The organism is Porphyromonas cangingivalis, assembly GCF_900638305.1.
Lineage (GTDB): Bacteria > Bacteroidota > Bacteroidia > Bacteroidales > Porphyromonadaceae > Porphyromonas_A > Porphyromonas_A cangingivalis.
In genome coordinates this window covers 1,663,646-1,680,577 of sequence record NZ_LR134506.1, presented here as the reverse complement: position 1 = coordinate 1,680,577, position 16,932 = coordinate 1,663,646, and the positions used below count along the sequence as shown (strand labels likewise).

General features: G+C 49.2%; 18 protein-coding genes and 1 tRNA gene. 5 read left to right on the top strand and 14 right to left on the bottom strand.

Annotated features, from left to right (window positions below; all coding sequences use genetic code 11):
- Positions 1-12: 12 nt before the first annotated feature.
- From EL262_RS06980 to EL262_RS06965, 4 genes are all read right to left on the bottom strand, one after another.
- Positions 13-252: an immunity 17 family protein gene (locus EL262_RS06980; RefSeq protein WP_025838292.1), complete on the bottom strand. Its 240-nt coding sequence runs from the start codon at positions 250-252 to the stop codon at positions 13-15.
- A 3-nt stretch (positions 253-255) separates the two neighbouring features.
- Positions 256-681 (bottom strand): tRNA (adenosine(37)-N6)-threonylcarbamoyltransferase complex ATPase subunit type 1 TsaE, encoded by a 426-nt coding sequence (tsaE, locus tag EL262_RS06975; RefSeq protein ID WP_051522740.1) that lies wholly within the window; start codon positions 679-681, stop codon positions 256-258.
- A 334-nt stretch (positions 682-1,015) separates the two neighbouring features.
- Positions 1,016-1,414 carry an ABC transporter permease gene (locus EL262_RS06970; protein ID WP_025838296.1) on the bottom strand — a complete coding sequence of 133 codons (399 nt, stop codon included), beginning with the start codon at positions 1,412-1,414 and terminating at the stop codon, positions 1,016-1,018.
- The gene (locus EL262_RS06965; protein ID WP_025838298.1) at positions 1,398-1,952 is read right to left on the bottom strand and encodes an RNA polymerase sigma factor; all 555 of its coding nucleotides are present in this window, start codon (positions 1,950-1,952) and stop codon (positions 1,398-1,400) included. Before EL262_RS06965 ends, EL262_RS06970 begins: the two co-directional genes overlap by 17 nt.
- A gap of 162 nt (positions 1,953-2,114) precedes the next feature.
- Between EL262_RS06965 and EL262_RS06960 the strand changes: the two genes are divergently transcribed.
- A complete protein-coding gene (locus EL262_RS06960; RefSeq protein WP_126464392.1) occupies positions 2,115-2,516 on the top strand; it encodes a hypothetical protein in 402 nt (133 codons plus the stop codon).
- Between the two features lie 133 nt (positions 2,517-2,649).
- Here EL262_RS06960 and EL262_RS06955 read toward each other — a convergent pair whose 3' ends face one another.
- The 9 genes from EL262_RS06955 to EL262_RS06915 form a co-directional block, all read right to left on the bottom strand.
- On the bottom strand, positions 2,650-3,117 hold the full coding sequence (locus EL262_RS06955) for a DUF1648 domain-containing protein (RefSeq protein WP_025838302.1): 468 nt from the start codon (positions 3,115-3,117) through the stop codon (positions 2,650-2,652).
- A 225-nt stretch (positions 3,118-3,342) separates the two neighbouring features.
- Positions 3,343-3,981: a ribonuclease H1 domain-containing protein gene (locus EL262_RS06950; protein ID WP_078735911.1), complete on the bottom strand. Its 639-nt coding sequence runs from the start codon at positions 3,979-3,981 to the stop codon at positions 3,343-3,345.
- On the bottom strand, positions 3,981-4,739 hold the full coding sequence (locus EL262_RS06945) for a YaaA family protein (RefSeq protein ID WP_025838303.1): 759 nt from the start codon (positions 4,737-4,739) through the stop codon (positions 3,981-3,983). The genes EL262_RS06950 and EL262_RS06945 overlap by 1 nt, the downstream gene beginning before the upstream one ends.
- Positions 4,740-4,749: 10 nt before the next feature.
- Complete coding sequence (locus EL262_RS06940; RefSeq protein ID WP_025838304.1) at positions 4,750-5,427, bottom strand: thiamine diphosphokinase; 678 nt, start codon at positions 5,425-5,427, stop codon at positions 4,750-4,752.
- Positions 5,424-5,999: a nicotinamide riboside transporter PnuC gene (gene pnuC / locus EL262_RS06935; RefSeq protein WP_036847563.1), complete on the bottom strand. Its 576-nt coding sequence runs from the start codon at positions 5,997-5,999 to the stop codon at positions 5,424-5,426. The genes EL262_RS06940 and pnuC overlap by 4 nt, the downstream gene beginning before the upstream one ends.
- Before the next feature lie 291 nt (positions 6,000-6,290).
- Entirely contained in the window at positions 6,291-7,322 is a 1,032-nt protein-coding gene (locus EL262_RS06930) for a porin (RefSeq protein ID WP_025838305.1), read from the bottom strand.
- A gap of 59 nt (positions 7,323-7,381) precedes the next feature.
- Complete coding sequence (locus tag EL262_RS06925; protein WP_036852758.1) at positions 7,382-8,128, bottom strand: ABC transporter permease; 747 nt, start codon at positions 8,126-8,128, stop codon at positions 7,382-7,384.
- Positions 8,125-8,832 (bottom strand): ABC transporter ATP-binding protein, encoded by a 708-nt coding sequence (locus tag EL262_RS06920; protein WP_025838306.1) that lies wholly within the window; start codon positions 8,830-8,832, stop codon positions 8,125-8,127. Before EL262_RS06920 ends, EL262_RS06925 begins: the two co-directional genes overlap by 4 nt.
- 17 nt (positions 8,833-8,849) lie before the next feature.
- Complete coding sequence (locus EL262_RS06915) at positions 8,850-9,779, bottom strand: ABC transporter substrate-binding protein (protein WP_036853668.1); 930 nt, start codon at positions 9,777-9,779, stop codon at positions 8,850-8,852.
- 93 nt (positions 9,780-9,872) lie between these two features.
- Between EL262_RS06915 and EL262_RS06910 the strand changes: the two genes are divergently transcribed.
- Entirely contained in the window at positions 9,873-10,709 is an 837-nt protein-coding gene (locus EL262_RS06910) for an IS5 family transposase (protein ID WP_025838309.1), read from the top strand.
- A gap of 190 nt (positions 10,710-10,899) precedes the next feature.
- Here the strand turns inward: EL262_RS06910 and EL262_RS06905 are convergent, their stop codons facing one another.
- Entirely contained in the window at positions 10,900-11,610 is a 711-nt protein-coding gene (locus EL262_RS06905) for a CPBP family glutamic-type intramembrane protease (protein ID WP_052101970.1), read from the bottom strand.
- A gap of 103 nt (positions 11,611-11,713) precedes the next feature.
- Between EL262_RS06905 and EL262_RS06900 the strand changes: the two genes are divergently transcribed.
- The 3 genes from EL262_RS06900 (at position 11,714) to ileS (ending at position 16,923) form a co-directional block, all read left to right on the top strand.
- Complete coding sequence (locus tag EL262_RS06900; RefSeq protein WP_025838314.1) at positions 11,714-12,538, top strand: IS5 family transposase; 825 nt, start codon at positions 11,714-11,716, stop codon at positions 12,536-12,538.
- 338 nt (positions 12,539-12,876) lie between these two features.
- Positions 12,877-12,958, top strand: a tRNA-Leu gene (locus EL262_RS06895).
- Between the two features lie 560 nt (positions 12,959-13,518).
- Positions 13,519-16,923, top strand: a complete 3,405-nt coding sequence (gene ileS / locus EL262_RS06890; protein WP_078735659.1) for an isoleucine--tRNA ligase — start codon at positions 13,519-13,521, stop codon at positions 16,921-16,923.
- Positions 16,924-16,932: the final 9 nt, after the last annotated feature.

The window sequence follows — 16,932 nt, the reverse complement described above, 5'->3', positions numbered from 1 at the left end:
TTGTCGAAAATCTCATCGTCTCAGCAAATGTTCGGGATCGATCAGACCATAGATACCGCAAGCGATGAGGAGCAGTCCCAGCAGGGTGTAGAAGATCCGTGCACCCATCAGTCCGAACGTACCTCGGAAGTACTTCGTCCCCTGAGACGAAAAGAACCAACGGCTACCGGTCACTCCGGCAACGAAAGAGATGCTCCCCGGCAGGATGAACATCACCACAAGCACGATACGGATCAGCGTAACGGGAGACATGACTCAGGCCTGCCTTACGGTGAGACGACGGGTCATCCCGTCGATGATCTCTATCTTGATCCACAACGTATCGTCAGGCAGGATCGGAGCGATCACATCCGGCCACTCGACGAAGCAGTACGATCCACTGTCGAGGTACTCCTCCGTACCTATATTGTAAGCATCCGCAAGGGTCTCGAAGCGGTAGCAGTCGAAGTGATACACCTCACCTACAGGGCTTTGGTACACGTTGATGATCGCAAAGGTAGGGCTCGAAGTCGTCTCCTCCACCCCGAGGGTGTGGCACAACTCTTTGATCAAGGTCGTCTTGCCGGCTCCCATCGGAGCATCGAAAGCCCACACCTTGTCCTTGCCATACTTTTCGAGCAAAGATTTGGCCAGAGAAGGGAGCTCACCCTCGGTATAAGTAATGGTTTCGATATCTTTCATTTTCATTCCGTTTAGAAACACTAAGTTAACTCATTAGCCCGACTGACACAAGAAAATCGACCTAAAAACGACTAAACCCCTCTGTGATAAGAGGCAGGGGACTGCCCTCCCTCCACCTCCCTCCACCTCCCTCCACCCTCCGACGATCTCATGGCATTACGTCATGCTCCGGAAAGCTTTCTGTGGTACGACAGAATGTTTTCCGGAGCGCGACAGAACACATTCTGTCCCGGGACAGAATGTGTCGAGTGATATCTCTGTGTTTTTTTTGATAGAGTCGAGCAGTTGTTGATGCTTATAAGCCTTAATGTCAATGGATTTACCCTCCTCATCCTTAGGATGAAGACTTGTCCCTGCGGAGGGATAGCCAGAGGTCGATGGAGAGGTAAAAGAAGAAGACACAAGGCACGAGATACACTGCACCGCCCGAAAGGGCATCCAGCAGATCTGTGTAGCTGTCTGTCACCTTGGTAGGAGAGTCGCGGAAGATCATTTGAATCACGACAAGCGACAAGATGAGTCCTAAGACACTGACCAATCCTATGGCTATGTAGAAGAGCGTCTTTGCCCGACGCTTACGGCGAGCATCCACCTCGCGTATGCGGGACATGATCGCTCGGCGCACCTCGGGGTGGGAGGCTTCAGGTTCAGGGAGACGAGCGAAGAGATGGGACAACCCTTCGTCCCGGAGACTGCTTTCGTGAGGTATGTATGTTTTACTGTCTTTCTTCATAGGAGGACATCAGTTTTTTGAGTTTGTTACGCAGGCGGAAGAGTCTTATCTTGATGTTCGAGGCGGATTGGTCGGTGATGACACAGAGTTCGGCTACCGACTTCCCTTCGCCGTAGTAAAGCGATAGCAGAGTCCGATCTCCGGGGTCGAGGAGGGAGAGTGCCCATTGGAGAGCTTCGGGAGTCTGTCGGCTCTCCTGCTCTTCGTCATCCGCCTCATCGGAGATGACACCCTCTTCGAGGGGGATCTCGATGTATTTCGACTTTCGTCTCATATCGCTCACGGCACGGTTGTAGGCGATCCGATAGAGCCATGTTGAGAATGCACACTGTCCATGAAACGACCCCAAGTGTTCGAAGGCCTTGATCATCACTTCCTGTACGAGATCCTCGGCATCCGCTTTTTCTTTCACAAGGGGCATCACCATACGGATGAGGCGGTCGTTGTAACGCCCCACGAGGAGACCGAAGGCCTCGGTGTCTCCGGCCTTCACTCGCTCGATGCAAGCCTCATCTGTCAGTAGGTGGTGTCGATCCATTATGGTGTGCTTTTACCCTTTAGACGCAAAAGAGTCGTGACGGTTACAGTCTGTGAAGATAATTTTTCTTCTCAAAAAAAGTGTAACCGTCACGGCTCTTTTGCGTCTAAAGGGTAAGAACGGACAGATAACAATGTACAAACTTAAAATACACTTACAATCATGAAAGAATTAATGGCAGTTGCCTGCATCGGCTTCTTCTTCGGTACTATCTACAAGATATTCGAGCTCTTTATCCGTCGTAGCGAGCGTATGAAGCTCATCGACCACCTCAGCGAAAGCCCCGATCCGCAGAGCCTCCATACCAGCCTCTTTGCGAAGAGTAATATGTTCAGCAACAAGATGGGGATCAAGATCGCTTCGCTTCTCATCGGTATGGCAGTGGGGCTTTTGGGTGTGCTGGCCATCTCTTATGCCGACTTCATGTCACAGCAGTTGGGTTACAGCCATACCTCCTTCGTGGAGAAGAATATCGAAGTCCTTACTTTAGGCTTTGTCCTTTTCTTCGGCGGTGTAGGTCTGTTGGTGCCTTCGATCATCTTCTACAAGCAGGACAAGAAGTGATCCGAGAGAGACGGACGGATCGCAAAACAGGGTGTGTCAAAGTAAAGATTTGACACACCCTGTTTTGTTTGTTTTTCTTTCTATCTCCTCGATGTGAGGAGATCAGAACTGTTGTATGACCTTTGGTTTTTTTTCAATGTCCTTTGTTGGCCTTACTCATGCAGATACTGCCGATGATGAGGATGAGGGTGATCGAGATGAGGATAGTGAGGGTGAAAGCGGAGGTGAGGAATCGCACCGATAATGCCGTGAAGATCGTGATGCAGGCAAAGGTCAACATGAAGACGACCCTCAGGGCTTTGACCATGGCTGCCGCCACGGAGTAGACCCGGAGCTTGTTGGCCTCTTTGATCTCGAAGGGGTAGTTGAATCTATGAGGGTATCTGCTGATGAGCCCCAGCAGGATGTATCCGCCGACCATGATCCCAAGTACGATGAAGAGGTTACTCTTGTCCCCCATGGCATCACACTGCCCATACATATCGTAGTGGATGGGTATCCGATCGGGTATGGAGGGATAGTACATCGCGATGAAAAGAAGGATTCCCACCACCACGGTGTGAGATAGGAAATCAGATATACGTTTGACCTTTTTACTCATGACGGTATCGAAAGCTAAGGGTTAGACCGGTGGAGCGTGCCGATGAGGGTGGTGAAAAGCTCCTTGACCCATGGTACGTGGAGAGAGCCACTTCAGAGATATATCATCCCTTGTCTGCCGGTCTCAAACTTCGTACATATCCCCATCTGCAATGAGCTCTGTCCGATACCGCAAGGTAGTCATTTAATCTGAAAAGATCCCATCCTATCGGGCTCTTTCTCGTATTTATTTCCTGCCGAAGTCTGCCGGTATCTCTCCTCTGTGCTCCGTATCCCATTTCAGGATCGTATAGGGCGAGAGGTCGTGGGTCTTGAGCCAAGAGAGGGCTCTCTCGATGTGTTGCCAGAGGGTCTCGGTCTTGGCATCACGAGGGAGCTTGGTCTTGACGGCTTTGTTCTTCACCCACGCTATCGCAGTCCTGCTGTCGGAGTATAGGGGGACGATGTGCCTCTTCTGCTCCATGAGGGCGAGGGCATGCACGATGGCGAGGAACTCTCCTATGTTGTTCGTGCCTCGGGGGTACTTTTGGCTATGGAAGATGACATCCCCTGTCTCTATCATCACCCCTCTGTACTCCATCACTCCGGGGTTGCCTGCACAAGCGGCATCCACGGCTATTGCATCGGGATCTATCGGAGGTAGATCCTTGGGGATGGCGGTCGGGCTTGAAGTCTTTGTCCGGGCAACTTCGGGGGCACCCTCCAAGAGGAGGCTTTTGGCTTCGGCACGAGAGATGCCCTTGAAGGACTTGTATCTCGCTCCCTTTTGTCCGATCACTTGTCGTTTGCACTCGTCCCAGGTCTCATAGACTCCGGGCTCACGACCCGACCAGACGATGTACCACTTCTTCTCGTCCTTTGCCATCAGAATATATAGGTGTAAGTCAGTCCGTCCTTGCTCACCTGGAGCTCGGATGCCCCCACGACATCGGCATAAGCACGCATCTCGGCATCCGTGCCCATCATCTTGTGGACGATGGCATGACGACACATCTGTCCCCTCATCATCTTCGTGTAGACGACGATCTGCTTCACCTTACCGTCCTTGCGTACCTTGAAGAGAGGATGTACGACACGCACCATCTTTTGGACACGTTTCCAGTCGAATAGTTGCTTCATCTCCTCGCTGGCAAGGAAGAGGAGCGTGCCGCCCTGAGCCTTGACCTCCTCTATGAGGATGTCTGTCAGCTTCTCGCGCCAGTAAGCAAATACCGTACTTCCATCTGTGGCATCGAGTCTCACGTCGCCCTCCATGCGATAGGTACGTACCGCATCGCTTGGCTTGAGCAGGCCGTAGAAGAACGAACAGATACGCAGCTGTGCGATCACCCTCGCACGCTCCTCTTCGGTGAGGGTCTCGGGCGAAAGGTTCTTGAAGACGATCCCATCGTAAGCGATGAAGGCCGGCGTCTTGGGAGCCTGGGCAAAGGCCTGAAAGACAGAGTGCACCTCTTCGGCGAGTTTTGGAGCGAGCTTGAGTTCGTGAGCAAGGGTAGCGATATTCTTTCCACTCATCTCGAAGGCAAAGCGTTCGGCCGTCTCTTCGAACCGTGGTGCGGTCATCTCTATCGGAGTCACTGAGACGGAGCGCATGAGTTTGGCGGGCGAAAGTAGTATCAGCATGATGTATGATTTATTTGCGGTGTTTGCGTTCTTGGGCGACATATACGAGGATCACGTCCGAAGAGAGCAGGCAGACCTCCGATGCCGTCGCCTCATTGAGGGTAGCCTGCCACAGAGGTGCGAAGATCTCTTCTTCGAATGGGTACTTCACCCCTCGTGCCGAGAATGGTCTGCCTCCGATGTTGAAGAACGAAAGTTGTGTCCCCTCCTCGACAAGCAGGGTCACAGCCCCCTCAGTGGGGACGAACGTGCCGAAGTCCGACATCATCCTCACCTCCAGCCCCATCTTGTGGTAGTCGCCCAGGAGAGAGATGTTGCCGATCGTATGGTCTTCACGACGGCCTGTGCCACCGAGGATGCAGATACGTGTCCAGCCCCTCTCTGCACAATGCTTGATACTCTTCGTGAGGTCGTTGGTATCTTGGTCACTGATGTGTACGAAGGGTATGTCGAGCTCTGCCAACTTGTCCATCGGCACCGAGTCTCCGTCGCCTATGACACAGTCGGGTCTGCGGGACGAGTGTGTGAGCAATCCATTGACCGCACCATCGCAGATGATGAGATGGGGGGCGGTGTCTATCATATGTCTCAGCCCATTGTCCGCAGGGTAGTCTCCTTGGGCAAGGATGACCGCATCAGGAGCGAAGTCGAGGCGTGCTCTGAGGTCGATGACTTGGGGTGTGTTCATGCTTGTTGTTGCATTAGTTTGCGCCAGTTAAGATACCCCACGACGGCCATCACCGTATAGATCGCAAAGAATACGCAGGTGACATAGAAGCCTTGGAGGGCAAAGAGGGCGCAGAAGATTGCATTCGAGACGAACCAACAGTACCAGTTCTCCATATACTTCTTCGCCAAGAGCCACATCCCCACAAAGGCAATGACTGTGGCGGTTGCATCCCAAAAGGGATAAGGGCTCTCCATGAAGTGTCCGAAGACAGGCGTCAGACCTGCGATGCCCACAGCGGCGATACCTAAGAGTATGCCGGCCGTGCGTCGGGGTGCATATATGATCTTGTCCTCTTGGGGGGTGTCGCTACTTCGACGGTGCCACACCCACCAGCCCCATATCGCGGCGATGAGGTAGTAGATATTGACAAAGATATTGCCATAGACCTCGCCCACAAACGAGATATACATATAGAAGAATGGCAGGATGACGCCTACCGGCCAAAGCCACATATTCGCCTTGATCTCCAGCCATACGTATATGATCCCGATAAGGGCAGCGACGATCTCTATGATTTGAAGGGTGTCCATGTCGTGTTGTCGTGAGTCTTGATTGTCCACCCCAAATTTAGGATTTTTGCTCGTGGTATGGAAGCCCCACGAGATGGTGCTACAAGATTATTTCTATCCTGCTTCATCCCGACGGCCTTTTGCTTCGCTCGGCGTGTTTGGGGCAAAGTGTCTCTCTTTGGGTGCTCAGTGTGTCAATCTTATGTCTCATGGCCTTTTAGCATCCCAAAAAGAAAGGGTGTGCCAAAGTGAAAAACTTCGGCACACCCTGTTGGGCTCTTATGTGTGGTGAGAGGTCTATGCCTCCCGGGATCAGAAGACGAACTGCGCTTGTGCGAGGAGTCCGTGCTCGTTGGAGTCGGTCACGTGTGAGGTGTACCCTGTGAAGGTCGAGGTGAGGCGGTACTGCATCTGCAGACGACATTTGCCGTAGAACCAGTACTGCACACCCAGATAAAAAGATCCGCGAAGGTCCTTCGCCTCGGTGTCTCTCGTGTATCCATCGAGTGCGCCGATGACTTCGACCTTGGGTGCTACGGTCACTGCTGTGGTGAGGTAGTAGCCGAGACCTGTCGTTTTGTGGTCTTTGCCGACGATCCATTCGCCCATGAATCTCACCGGATGATACTCGCCACGGACAGCGATGCTTGCACGTGAGCGATCGTACTCTTCGCCGGCCTTGATGCCGAAAGCCTCACCTTGTGAGGTGCGTCGTCCCTGCATGACGGAGCCGTAGATGTCGAGTTTGTCGTTGAGTCGATAGTTGAGCGATGCCGCCACGGTGCGAGGATGTGTGGTGATACGGTTGTTGATCCCTTGGCCGTTCATGAGCATAAGTCGGTAGGTGAGGTTGTCGACGAAGAACTTACCATTCATCTCTATACCGATGTCTCTGCCGGCACACCCGAAGAAGAGAGGGTCGATATTGATCCCATTGAAATAAATAGCCGAATAGCTCGCTCCCTGAACGAGATTGGAGAGAAACGGTGCGACTTGATTTTCGAGCGTGAAGGGGGTCTTGAACTGTCCGACCCTGAAGTTGAAATACTCCGATGCCGAGTAGCTCATGTAGAGGTCTTTGAGCTGCATGGGCGTGTTGATCTGAGAGGTGATGCCGAAGCTCCACTTGTCCGTGATCTTGCCATTGATCATGACCTCTGCCAGACGGACGTGAAATGTGCCCATGTCGTGATGCTTCGAGATGACATGGTCATAGCCCAGCATGCCGAATCCCTTGACCGTGATCCTGTCAAGGATGGACTTGGATGTCTCTCCTTGCTGAGCCGCTGCACCGATACAAATAAATGAAATCAGTGCCATGAGGATGAATTGTCTTGTCTTCATAATTATTCTATTTAGTAGAGTTAATATGATATTCTTCTATTGTTACCTGATCGATATATTTACCTCTCACGCCATCGACAGAAGTACGACTCCGCCATGTCCGTGAGGAAAAATAGCGCAAAGCCTACGATACTCAAGATCACGATACCTCCGTACATCTCTATATATGAGAGGCGCATCCAGGCATCTATGATGAAGTAGCCCATGCCCTTGTCCGTACCGTAAGTCTCGGTGACGAAGAGTACCGATATGGCCGTGCCTATGGCGACACGGATCGTCGAGAGGACATCCGGCAAGGTGGCCGGGATGAGGATATGACGGAGGACTTGGAGGGTAGAGGCTCCGAGAGAAGTGGCTACGAGGAAGCTCTCCTTCGGTATGTTGTTGAGACTGTCACGTACATTGATCGTGATCTGGAAGAGGATGATGAGGACGATCATCGTGATCTTGCCGGCATCGCCGAGCCCGGCAAGGATCATCACCACCGGCAGGAGGGCGAGCTTGGGGATGGGGTAGCACAGATACACGAACGACCCGAGCAACAACCTGATCTTCCTGAACCTATACATCGCCCAAGCCATCACGATACCGATGAATAGAGCGATAGGTATGCCGACGAACAGACGGTAGAGGCTTGCCCATATATGTGGTGCGATCTTGCCCGGCAGTCGGGGCAGATGCGCGTAGACGTCTATCGGTGAGACCAGTGCAGAGGTGCCGAGGACGAGCGAACCGACATACCACAGCAGGTTGATGAGTATCGCTCCGATGGCGAACTGCAAAAGTATGCGTCTCTTGCGCTTCATGATTTACTGCCGGCTAAGTGGGTTCGTAAAGTCTCCGCATCGGGACGGTCATGACGAGCAATGATCCGCCCGGGGCTGTCTCCCATGACGATGATGTGATCGCACATCTCGATGGCCTCATCTATATTATGTGTCACGAGGATGGTGGTCACACCGGTGAGTTGTTGGAGTGATGCAAAGAGTCGTCGGCTCTTCGCCGCGGTGTTGATGTCCAAGGCCGAGAATGCCTCGTCAAGGAGCAGGATGTCGGGGCGTTGGACGAAAGCACGTGCAAGTGCGACGCGCTGACACTGGCCACCACTGAGTTCGTGCGGAAATCGTGACAAGAGAGGTCTCAGCTCAAGCCCTTCGATGATGTTGTCGAAGAGGGTGGGGTCGACCTTTTGGCGACGCAGGTGGAGGGGGAAGAGGATATTGTCTTCGGCTGTCTTCCATGGTAAGAGCCCATAGTTCTGAGGCACAAGGCCTATCGACAGACGGTGAGGATCGGGGATCTGTCCACCGATATGCACACCGCCCTCATAGTCGGTGATGATGCCGGCAAGGACATAGAGGAGGGTCGACTTGCCACAACCCGAAGGACCCGTGATGCCGCACACGATCCCCTGAGGTATCTCGCACGAAATGTCCGAGATGGCGTGTGTCGTCCTCCCTGCGCGCCGGTAGGAGACCGAAAGGTGATCTATGCAGACATCCTTGCTCATCAGTCCGAAAACCTATGTCAGGGAAGTAGTGACGACTCTATGAGGCCTTCGCCGTTGTAACTGTCGGGGACAAGTCCTTTGGCCTTGAGCCAAGCTATGGTCGCTTCCATATCTTTCGGCTCAGGGAGTTGAGCATGAGTGTATTCGGGTAAGACGACTCTCTCGGCTACCTCTTGGGGGAAGCCGGCATCCTCGACAAGGACATGCATCCACGTACTGCGAGGGTGGGTGCGCATATAGTCCACAGCAAGGTTGTAGCCGTGGAGAAGGGTGCGGATGGCTTCGGCCTTGGTCTCTATCGCCTCGGCAGTGAACATCGTCCCCGTGACGGAGAAGCCCATCGACTTTGTCGATATGAGTGCCGTTGCGCCCTTGCTCTTGGATATGAGGGCAAACGGATCGGGGAAGACCGAACCGTCGATCTCGCCTGCGAGGAGCATCTCCATGCGTAGAGGGATCTTGTTGATCTCTATCTTGGTGATGTCGTTCTCCGAGAGGCCTGCCTCGGCAAGGATGCGGTCGGTGGCGTACTCGATGACGGTATTGCGAGAGATGGCTATGCGTTTGCCTTTGAGCCCTTCGAGGGAGTCAAAACCCTTGGCCATGAGCTCAAACACCCCATCGTGCTTCATGACCAAAGCAAGCGGAATGCCACCGGCATGCTGGAGAGCCGCTCCTGTGAAGTCGATCACTGTACCATCGATCTCCCCGGTACGGAAGGCTGCGTCTCTGTCGTTGGCGGAGAAGAACTTGATCATCTCCACATCCAGACCCAGAGAGTCATTGATCCCCATGTGTTCGGCAATGGCAAAAGGGACATAGTCTACGGACGACATCGCACCCAGTCTGAGGCTGAGTGCCTCTTTGTTGCCCCGGGTGCTCTTTCCTCCACAACCCACGAGTGAGAGGAGGATTACGGCTAATGCAATGTTTCTTAGTGCTTTCATACGGAACATATATCTTACTGAGTCTATCTTGACTTTTTGAAAACAAACAAGGAATTATGATTTTTGTGGTGTGAAACATAAAAACCAAAGACCTTGTTTGTAGTACTGGACAAAGATACGATAGTAGGAGAAATTATCCCACATTTACCTAAAAGAAAAAGAGGGTTTAAACCAAAATCGCCTATTAGTGAGATAATTAACTGTATTTTATACAAATTGAAAACAGGTATTCAATGGGCACTTTTACCAATGGAACAATTATTTTCAGAGGTAGTTCCGAGCTATAAAACCGTGTTTGGACATTACCGGAAATGGTGTGAAGAAGGTGCTTGGCAGACTTGTTGGGTAGAAATTTTGAAGAAAAACAAATCGAAAATAGATTGTTCAAGTTGCGACTTTGACGGTAGCCAAACACCCGCAAAAAAAGGCGGCGAAGAAGTCGGTTATCAAGCTCGTAAAAAAGCAAAAACAACTAATAGTTTGTTCTTGTCCGACAGGCAAGGTTTGATGTTAGCAATGTCTCAGCCTATATCCGGAGAACATCACGACTTGTATAACATAAAGACTCATTTTCAAGAAATTACATCTATTTTGAAAAAGGCTGAAATCTCCACAGAGGGTTTATTTGTGAATTTTGATGCAGGTTTTGACAGTGAAAATCTTCGGAAAATAACCGCCTCAGAAGGTATCATAGCCAATATTTGTGAAAACAAAAGAAACCAAAAATCACCCTCTGAAGCGGAACATTATTTCGATAAAAAACTCTACAGAGAGCGTTACACCATTGAAAGAAGCAACGCTTGGATGGATAGTTTTCGTTCGGTTTTAAATCGTTTTGATACTACCGTAAGTAGTTGGATAGGTTTTAATTACCTTGCCTTTATCGTCTTAGGACTCAGAAAATTTAAACAAAAGAGAAAATCGAGATGAGTTCGTTGAATATATTTCTCTTACTCCAAGTAAAGAAAGAAATTATTACGTGTATATTACTCTTCCAAAAGGACTAAAAACATCTTATGGTAAAGATATAATATTCAATAAGGAAATGACAGGTAGAGCAGACATCATAACAGAAGATATGAGGTTAATAGAACGGTTTTTCTATCAAATACGAAAACTATTAGGTTATCAGCTTTAAGCTCAAAATCAGCGCTATTGCATTATTGATACTATGAGTTAAAATGCTATATATAATTCCAAAATTCATCCGTATATATCCGAAAAAAAAACCTCCTATGATTTGCGGTAAGACAATTAAAGGGATTAAAAGTAAACCTTTTCCTTCCAATGAATAATTTAGAAAGTGTACAAGTCCAAAGCTAAATGCACTCAAATAGAAAATGTATTTAAAATTTTTTTCGTAAAAATTCAGTATGTTTTTATAATATTTTTGGATTACCAAGAAAGCCACCAACCCTACCCCGATAGGAATCATAATTCGGATGAATAACATATCATTGAAATTCATATTTCTTATCCCTAAAATTATATTCAAAATATAAAAAGATAATACGATAATGGGAATAAATATCCAGCGATTAAAAATTAAAATTCCTCTGAAAGCAATTTCTTCAAGTATAGGACCCCAAAAAGCTCCTATAAGAAGTATGTACAAAAAAGAATGGTTTTCAAAAAATGAGTGAGCAGCTTCATTTTTGGGTAAGGAAACGAAAATCCTTACTCCTAAATTCAAAACTACTTTCATTGCTATAAAAAATAATAACGAAAATAATAACAGCCCTATACAATAGCTTATCTTTTTAATAATACCCCAATTTTTTTTCTCTCCGTAATAAACAGGATTAGAAATATATCTGAAAAACTCAATCATTATATAAATTTGTTATACGCAAAAATATAAAGTCTATCTTAACTTTTTGAAAACAAACAAGGAACTATGATTTTTGTGGTGTGAAATATAAAAACCTAAGACCTTGTTTGTAGTACTGGGCAAAGATACGATAATAGAAGAAATTATCCTACATTTACCTAAAAGAAAAAGAGGATTTAGACCAAAATCGCCTATTAATGAGATAATTAACTGTATTTTATACAAATTGAAAACAGGTGTTCAATGGGCACTTTTACCAATGGAACAATTGTTTTCAGAGGTAGTTCCGAGCTATAAAACCGTGTTTGGGCATTACCGGAAATGGTGTAAAGAAGGTGCTTGGCAGACTTGTTGGGTGAAAAACAAATCGAAAATAGATTGTTCAAGTTGCGATTTTGACGGTAGCCAAACACCCGCAAAAAAAGGCGGCGAAGAAGTCGGTTATCAAGCTCGTAAAAAAGCAAAAACAACCAACAGTTTGTACCTGTCCGACAGGCAAGGTTTGATGTTAGCAATGTCTCAGCCTATATCCGGAGAACATCACGACTTATATAATATAAAGACTCATTTTCAAGAAATTACATCCGTTTTGAAAAAAGCTGAAATCTCCACAAAAGGTTTATTTGTGAATTTTGATGCAGGTTTTGACAGTGAAAATCTTCGGAAAATAACCGCCTCAGAAGGTATCATAGCCAATATTTGTGAAAACAAAAGAAACCAAAAATCCCCCTCTGAAACGGAACATTATTTCGATAAAAAACTCTACAGAGAGCGTTACACCATTGAAAGAAGCAACGCTTGGATGGATAGTTTTCGTTCGGTTTTAAATCGTTTTGATACTACCGTAAGTAGTTGGATAGGTTTTAATTACCTTGCCTTTATCGTCTTAGGACTCAGAAAATTTAAACAAAAGAGAAAGTCGAGATGAGTTCAATGAGACAAATTTACGAAAAAAGACACCACCCACCCAATAAACCTCGACAGACCATTGCCGAGGCATTGTTTTTCGGGCCGGCAAGTCTCGAAAAACAGTCCTTGGATGCTCGAAAACGAGTCTAACGACTTTCGTCATCGAACTTAACGACCTTCGTCATCAAGTTTAACGACTTTTTTTCGGAGCTCATATCAGCGGTCTTTGAGAATGCCATTACCGAGGTGGAAGATAAATGTCATGATAAAAAACTTAATCAAAACATCGTGTATTAAAAAAATATATCTATCTTTGCAAGCGAATAAGGGTGGTGACACCTGCTTATTCGACATCAAGCGGCTGTGGCGTAATTGGTAGCCGCGCCAGACTTAGGATCTGGTGGAGTGATCCGTGGGGGTTCGAGTCCCTTCAGCCGCACAGCGTAGAGGTCTTGGAGCAGATGCTTCGAGACCTCTTTTTTTCTGTTATACTGACTTCTCTATTTTCAGATTCTCGGATTTGCTCTCCTCTAATCATTTGAGAGAGTCTCTCTTGGGGGTGTCTTTTTTTTTCTCAACCGAGTTGAAGAGCGACAATCGACCATGATATTCTTTGTGTCTGAAGCACTGTTGCTCTGAGTTTTCATCCCTCTCCTATATGTAAGGATGCACTTTTTCGAGGATAATACTATCTCATGTCTCGCAGTAATCAGTCATCCCTTTGGGGTGTTGACTTGTTTGGGTAAAGCGAGGCGTGGGGTCGTTCGGGCACGATGTGTGTGGTGTCATCGGAAACCTTGCTTTCGTGCTCTCGAAATGTTGCCAAAAAGGAGCTGTGACGGATGGGTGCAGTGTCCTCTGTCTATCAAACTCGTAAAGAGTGCTTACACACATTTAAAATATTGGGGGAAAAGTTGTATTTTTGCGGAAAGCCTGAAATGGGTAGATTTTTGTCGTATTTCGGGCGGAGCGCAGTAATTATAAACCACTCATACTAAGATGGCAGACAAATACAAAGAGTACAACCACTTGAATCTCTCGGAGGTCAACAAGGAGATGTTGAAAATCTGGGACGAGGAACAAGTCTTCGGGCAGTCGCTAAAGATACGTGAAGATGCACCTAAGTTCATATTTTATGAAGGACCTCCTTCGGCAAACGGTATGCCGGGTATTCATCACGTGATTGCTCGGACACTCAAGGATATATTCTGCCGTTACAAGACGATGAAGGGCTTCATGGTCGACCGTAAAGCAGGGTGGGATACCCACGGTCTGCCGGTAGAGCTGGGTGTGGAGAAGAAGCTCGGCATCACCAAGGCCGACATCGGCACGAAGATCACCGTGGCGGAGTACAACGCTGCGTGCAAGGAGGAGGTGATGAAGTACACCAACGAGTGGCAGAGCTTGACCAACAAGATGGGCTACTGGGTCGATATGGATCACCCCTACATCACTTATGACAACAGATACATCGAGACCCTTTGGTACTTGCTCAAGCAGTTGTACAAGAAGGGGCTTCTATACAAGGGGTACACGATACAGCCATATTCGCCTGCTGCGGGTACGGGGCTTAGTTCGCACGAGCTGAATCAGCCGGGCTGTTATCGAGACGTCAAGGATACGACTTGTACGGCACAGTTCGAGGTCGTCAGCCCGAAGGAAGAGATGAAAGGACATGGCGATGTCTTCTTCCTCGCTTGGACGACAACACCTTGGACATTGCCTTCGAATACTGCGCTCTGCGTAGGCCCGAACATCTCTTATGTGGCCATACGTACCTTCAACCCCTACACCAATCTCCCCATGACAGCCGTCATGGCTAAGGATCTCATGCCTTCGTACTTCCCTGCTGCGGGTGCGGAACTTCCACTGTCGGATTACAAGGCCGGTGACAAGGTCATCCCATACGAGATCATTGCCGAATACAAGGGTACCGATCTTGTAGGTATGGAGTACAAGCAGCTCATCCCTTGGGTCAATCCGGGCGAGGGGGCGTTCAGAGTGATCTCGGGCGACTTCGTCACCACAGAGGATGGTACGGGTATCGTACACATCGCTCCTACCTTCGGTGCGGATGACGACAAGGTGGCTAAGGCCAATGGTGTGCCTCCTCTCATGATGAAGGACAAGGAGGGCAAGGATCGTCCGATGGTAGACCTTTCGGGCAAGTATTACAGGATCGAAGATCTTGATGAGGCATGGGCAAAGAAGTTTGTCAACATCCCTCTCTACGACATATATGCGGGTCGATACGTCAAGAATGCGTATGATGACACCCTTACAGAGGCTGATGCAAGCCTCGATGTGGACATCAGCGTGATGCTCAAACAGCAAAATCAGGTCTTCCGCATCGAGAAGCAGGTACACAACTATCCTCATTGCTGGCGTACGGACAAGCCTATCTTGTACTATCCGTTGGACAGCTGGTTCATCCGTTCGACCGCTGTGCGTGAGCGCATGATGGAGCTCAACGAAACCATCTGTTGGAAGCCCCAGTCAACAGGTACAGGACGCTTCGGCAAGTGGCTCGAAAACCTCCAGGACTGGAACCTCTCCCGATCTCGCTACTGGGGGACGCCTCTCCCTATCTGGCGTACCGAGGATGGTAGTGAGGAGATATGTATCGGTTCGGTCAAGGAGCTCTACGAGGAGATCGAGAAGTCTGTCGCTGCGGGCGTGATGACTGTCAACCCGATCAAAAACTTTGTGGTGGGTGAGTACACCGATGCCAACTATGACCGTATAGACTTGCACCGCCCTTATGTGGATGAGATCGTCCTTGTGAGTCCGTCGGGTAAGCCTATGAACCGTGAGACGGACCTCATCGATGTGTGGTTCGACTCGGGTGCGATGCCTTATGCTCAGGTACATTATCCGTTTGAACATGGCGCAGAGATAGAGACCGGAAAGATATTCCCTGCGGACTTCATCGCAGAGGGTGTCGACCAGACCCGTGGATGGTTCTTCACGCTCCATGCGTTGGGTACTATGCTCTTCGACAGCGTGGCGTTCCGCACGGTGATCTCCAATGGCCTCGTCCTCGACAAGAATGGCAACAAGATGTCCAAGCGTCTCGGCAACGGTGTCGATCCGTTCGAGACGATAGAGAAGAATGGTTCGGATCCTCTTCGCTGGTACATGATCACAAATGCTTCGCCTTGGGACAACCTCAAGTTTGACCCGGAGGGCGTGGAGGAGGTCTCTCGTAAGTTCTTCGGCACATTGTACAACACATACTCCTTCTTCGCTCTTTATGCGAACATCGACGGCTTCGATCACTCCGTGCCTATGCTGGCCAACGAAGATCGTCCCGAGCTCGACAGATGGATCCTCTCCATGCTCAACAGTCTCATCAGAGAGGTCGACAAGGATCTCGACGACTATGAGCCTACACGTGCTGCGAGAGCGATCTCGGACTTCGTCAACGATCACTTGAGCAACTGGTACGTGAGACTCAGCCGTAAGAGATTCTGGGGCGGAGGCATGAGCGAAGATAAGTTGTCGGCTTATCAGACCCTTCATACCTGTCTCACAGTGGTGTCTCGACTGATCGCTCCATTTGCGCCGTTCTATGCCGATCGTCTGTACAGAGATCTTGGTCGCATCGACGAGAAGCACGACAAGTCGGTGCACCTTGCGGACTTCCCGGTCTGTGACGAGAGCATCATCAACAAAAAACTCGAAGAGGAGATGCGCTATGCACAGACCATCTCTTCGATGGTGCTTGCCCTCAGACGTAAGGTGAACATCAAGGTGCGTCAGCCTCTGACAAAGATCCTCGTCCTTACTTCGGATGCTCAGCAGATGAAGGCGATAGACAATGTCAAGGATATCATCATCAATGAGGTGAACATCAAGCAGCTCACTTTTGCAGACAATGCTTCGGGCATCGTCGTCAAGCGTGTGAAGCCCAACTTCAAAGCTCTCGGCCCTAAGTTTGGCAAGGCGATGAAGAGTGCTGCGGCTTATCTCACAGAGCTTGCACAGGAGGACATCCTTGCTTTCGAACGCAATGGTGTCATCACTTATGAAGGTCAGGAGATCTCTGTCGCCGATGTAGAGATCATCTCTGAAGATATCCCGGGCTGGCTCGTGCAGAATGAGGGCTCACTCACCGTGGCACTTGATGTCACCATCACTGACGAACTTCGCAACGAGGGTATCGCTCGTGAGTTGGTCAACAGAATACAGAACATCCGTAAGGCAAAGAAATTCAATGTCTCGGATAAGGTAAATGTCCGGATACTCTCGCATCCTGAGGTCGATGATGCGGTGACAGAGTTCAAGGACTATATATCCAATCAGGTGCAAGCCGTCAGCATCGCCATCGTCTCCGATATTGACAATGCGGAGGTGCTGGATATGGACGGTTTGGATGTGAAGGTGACGGTGGAGAAGGCTTGATATCCACCG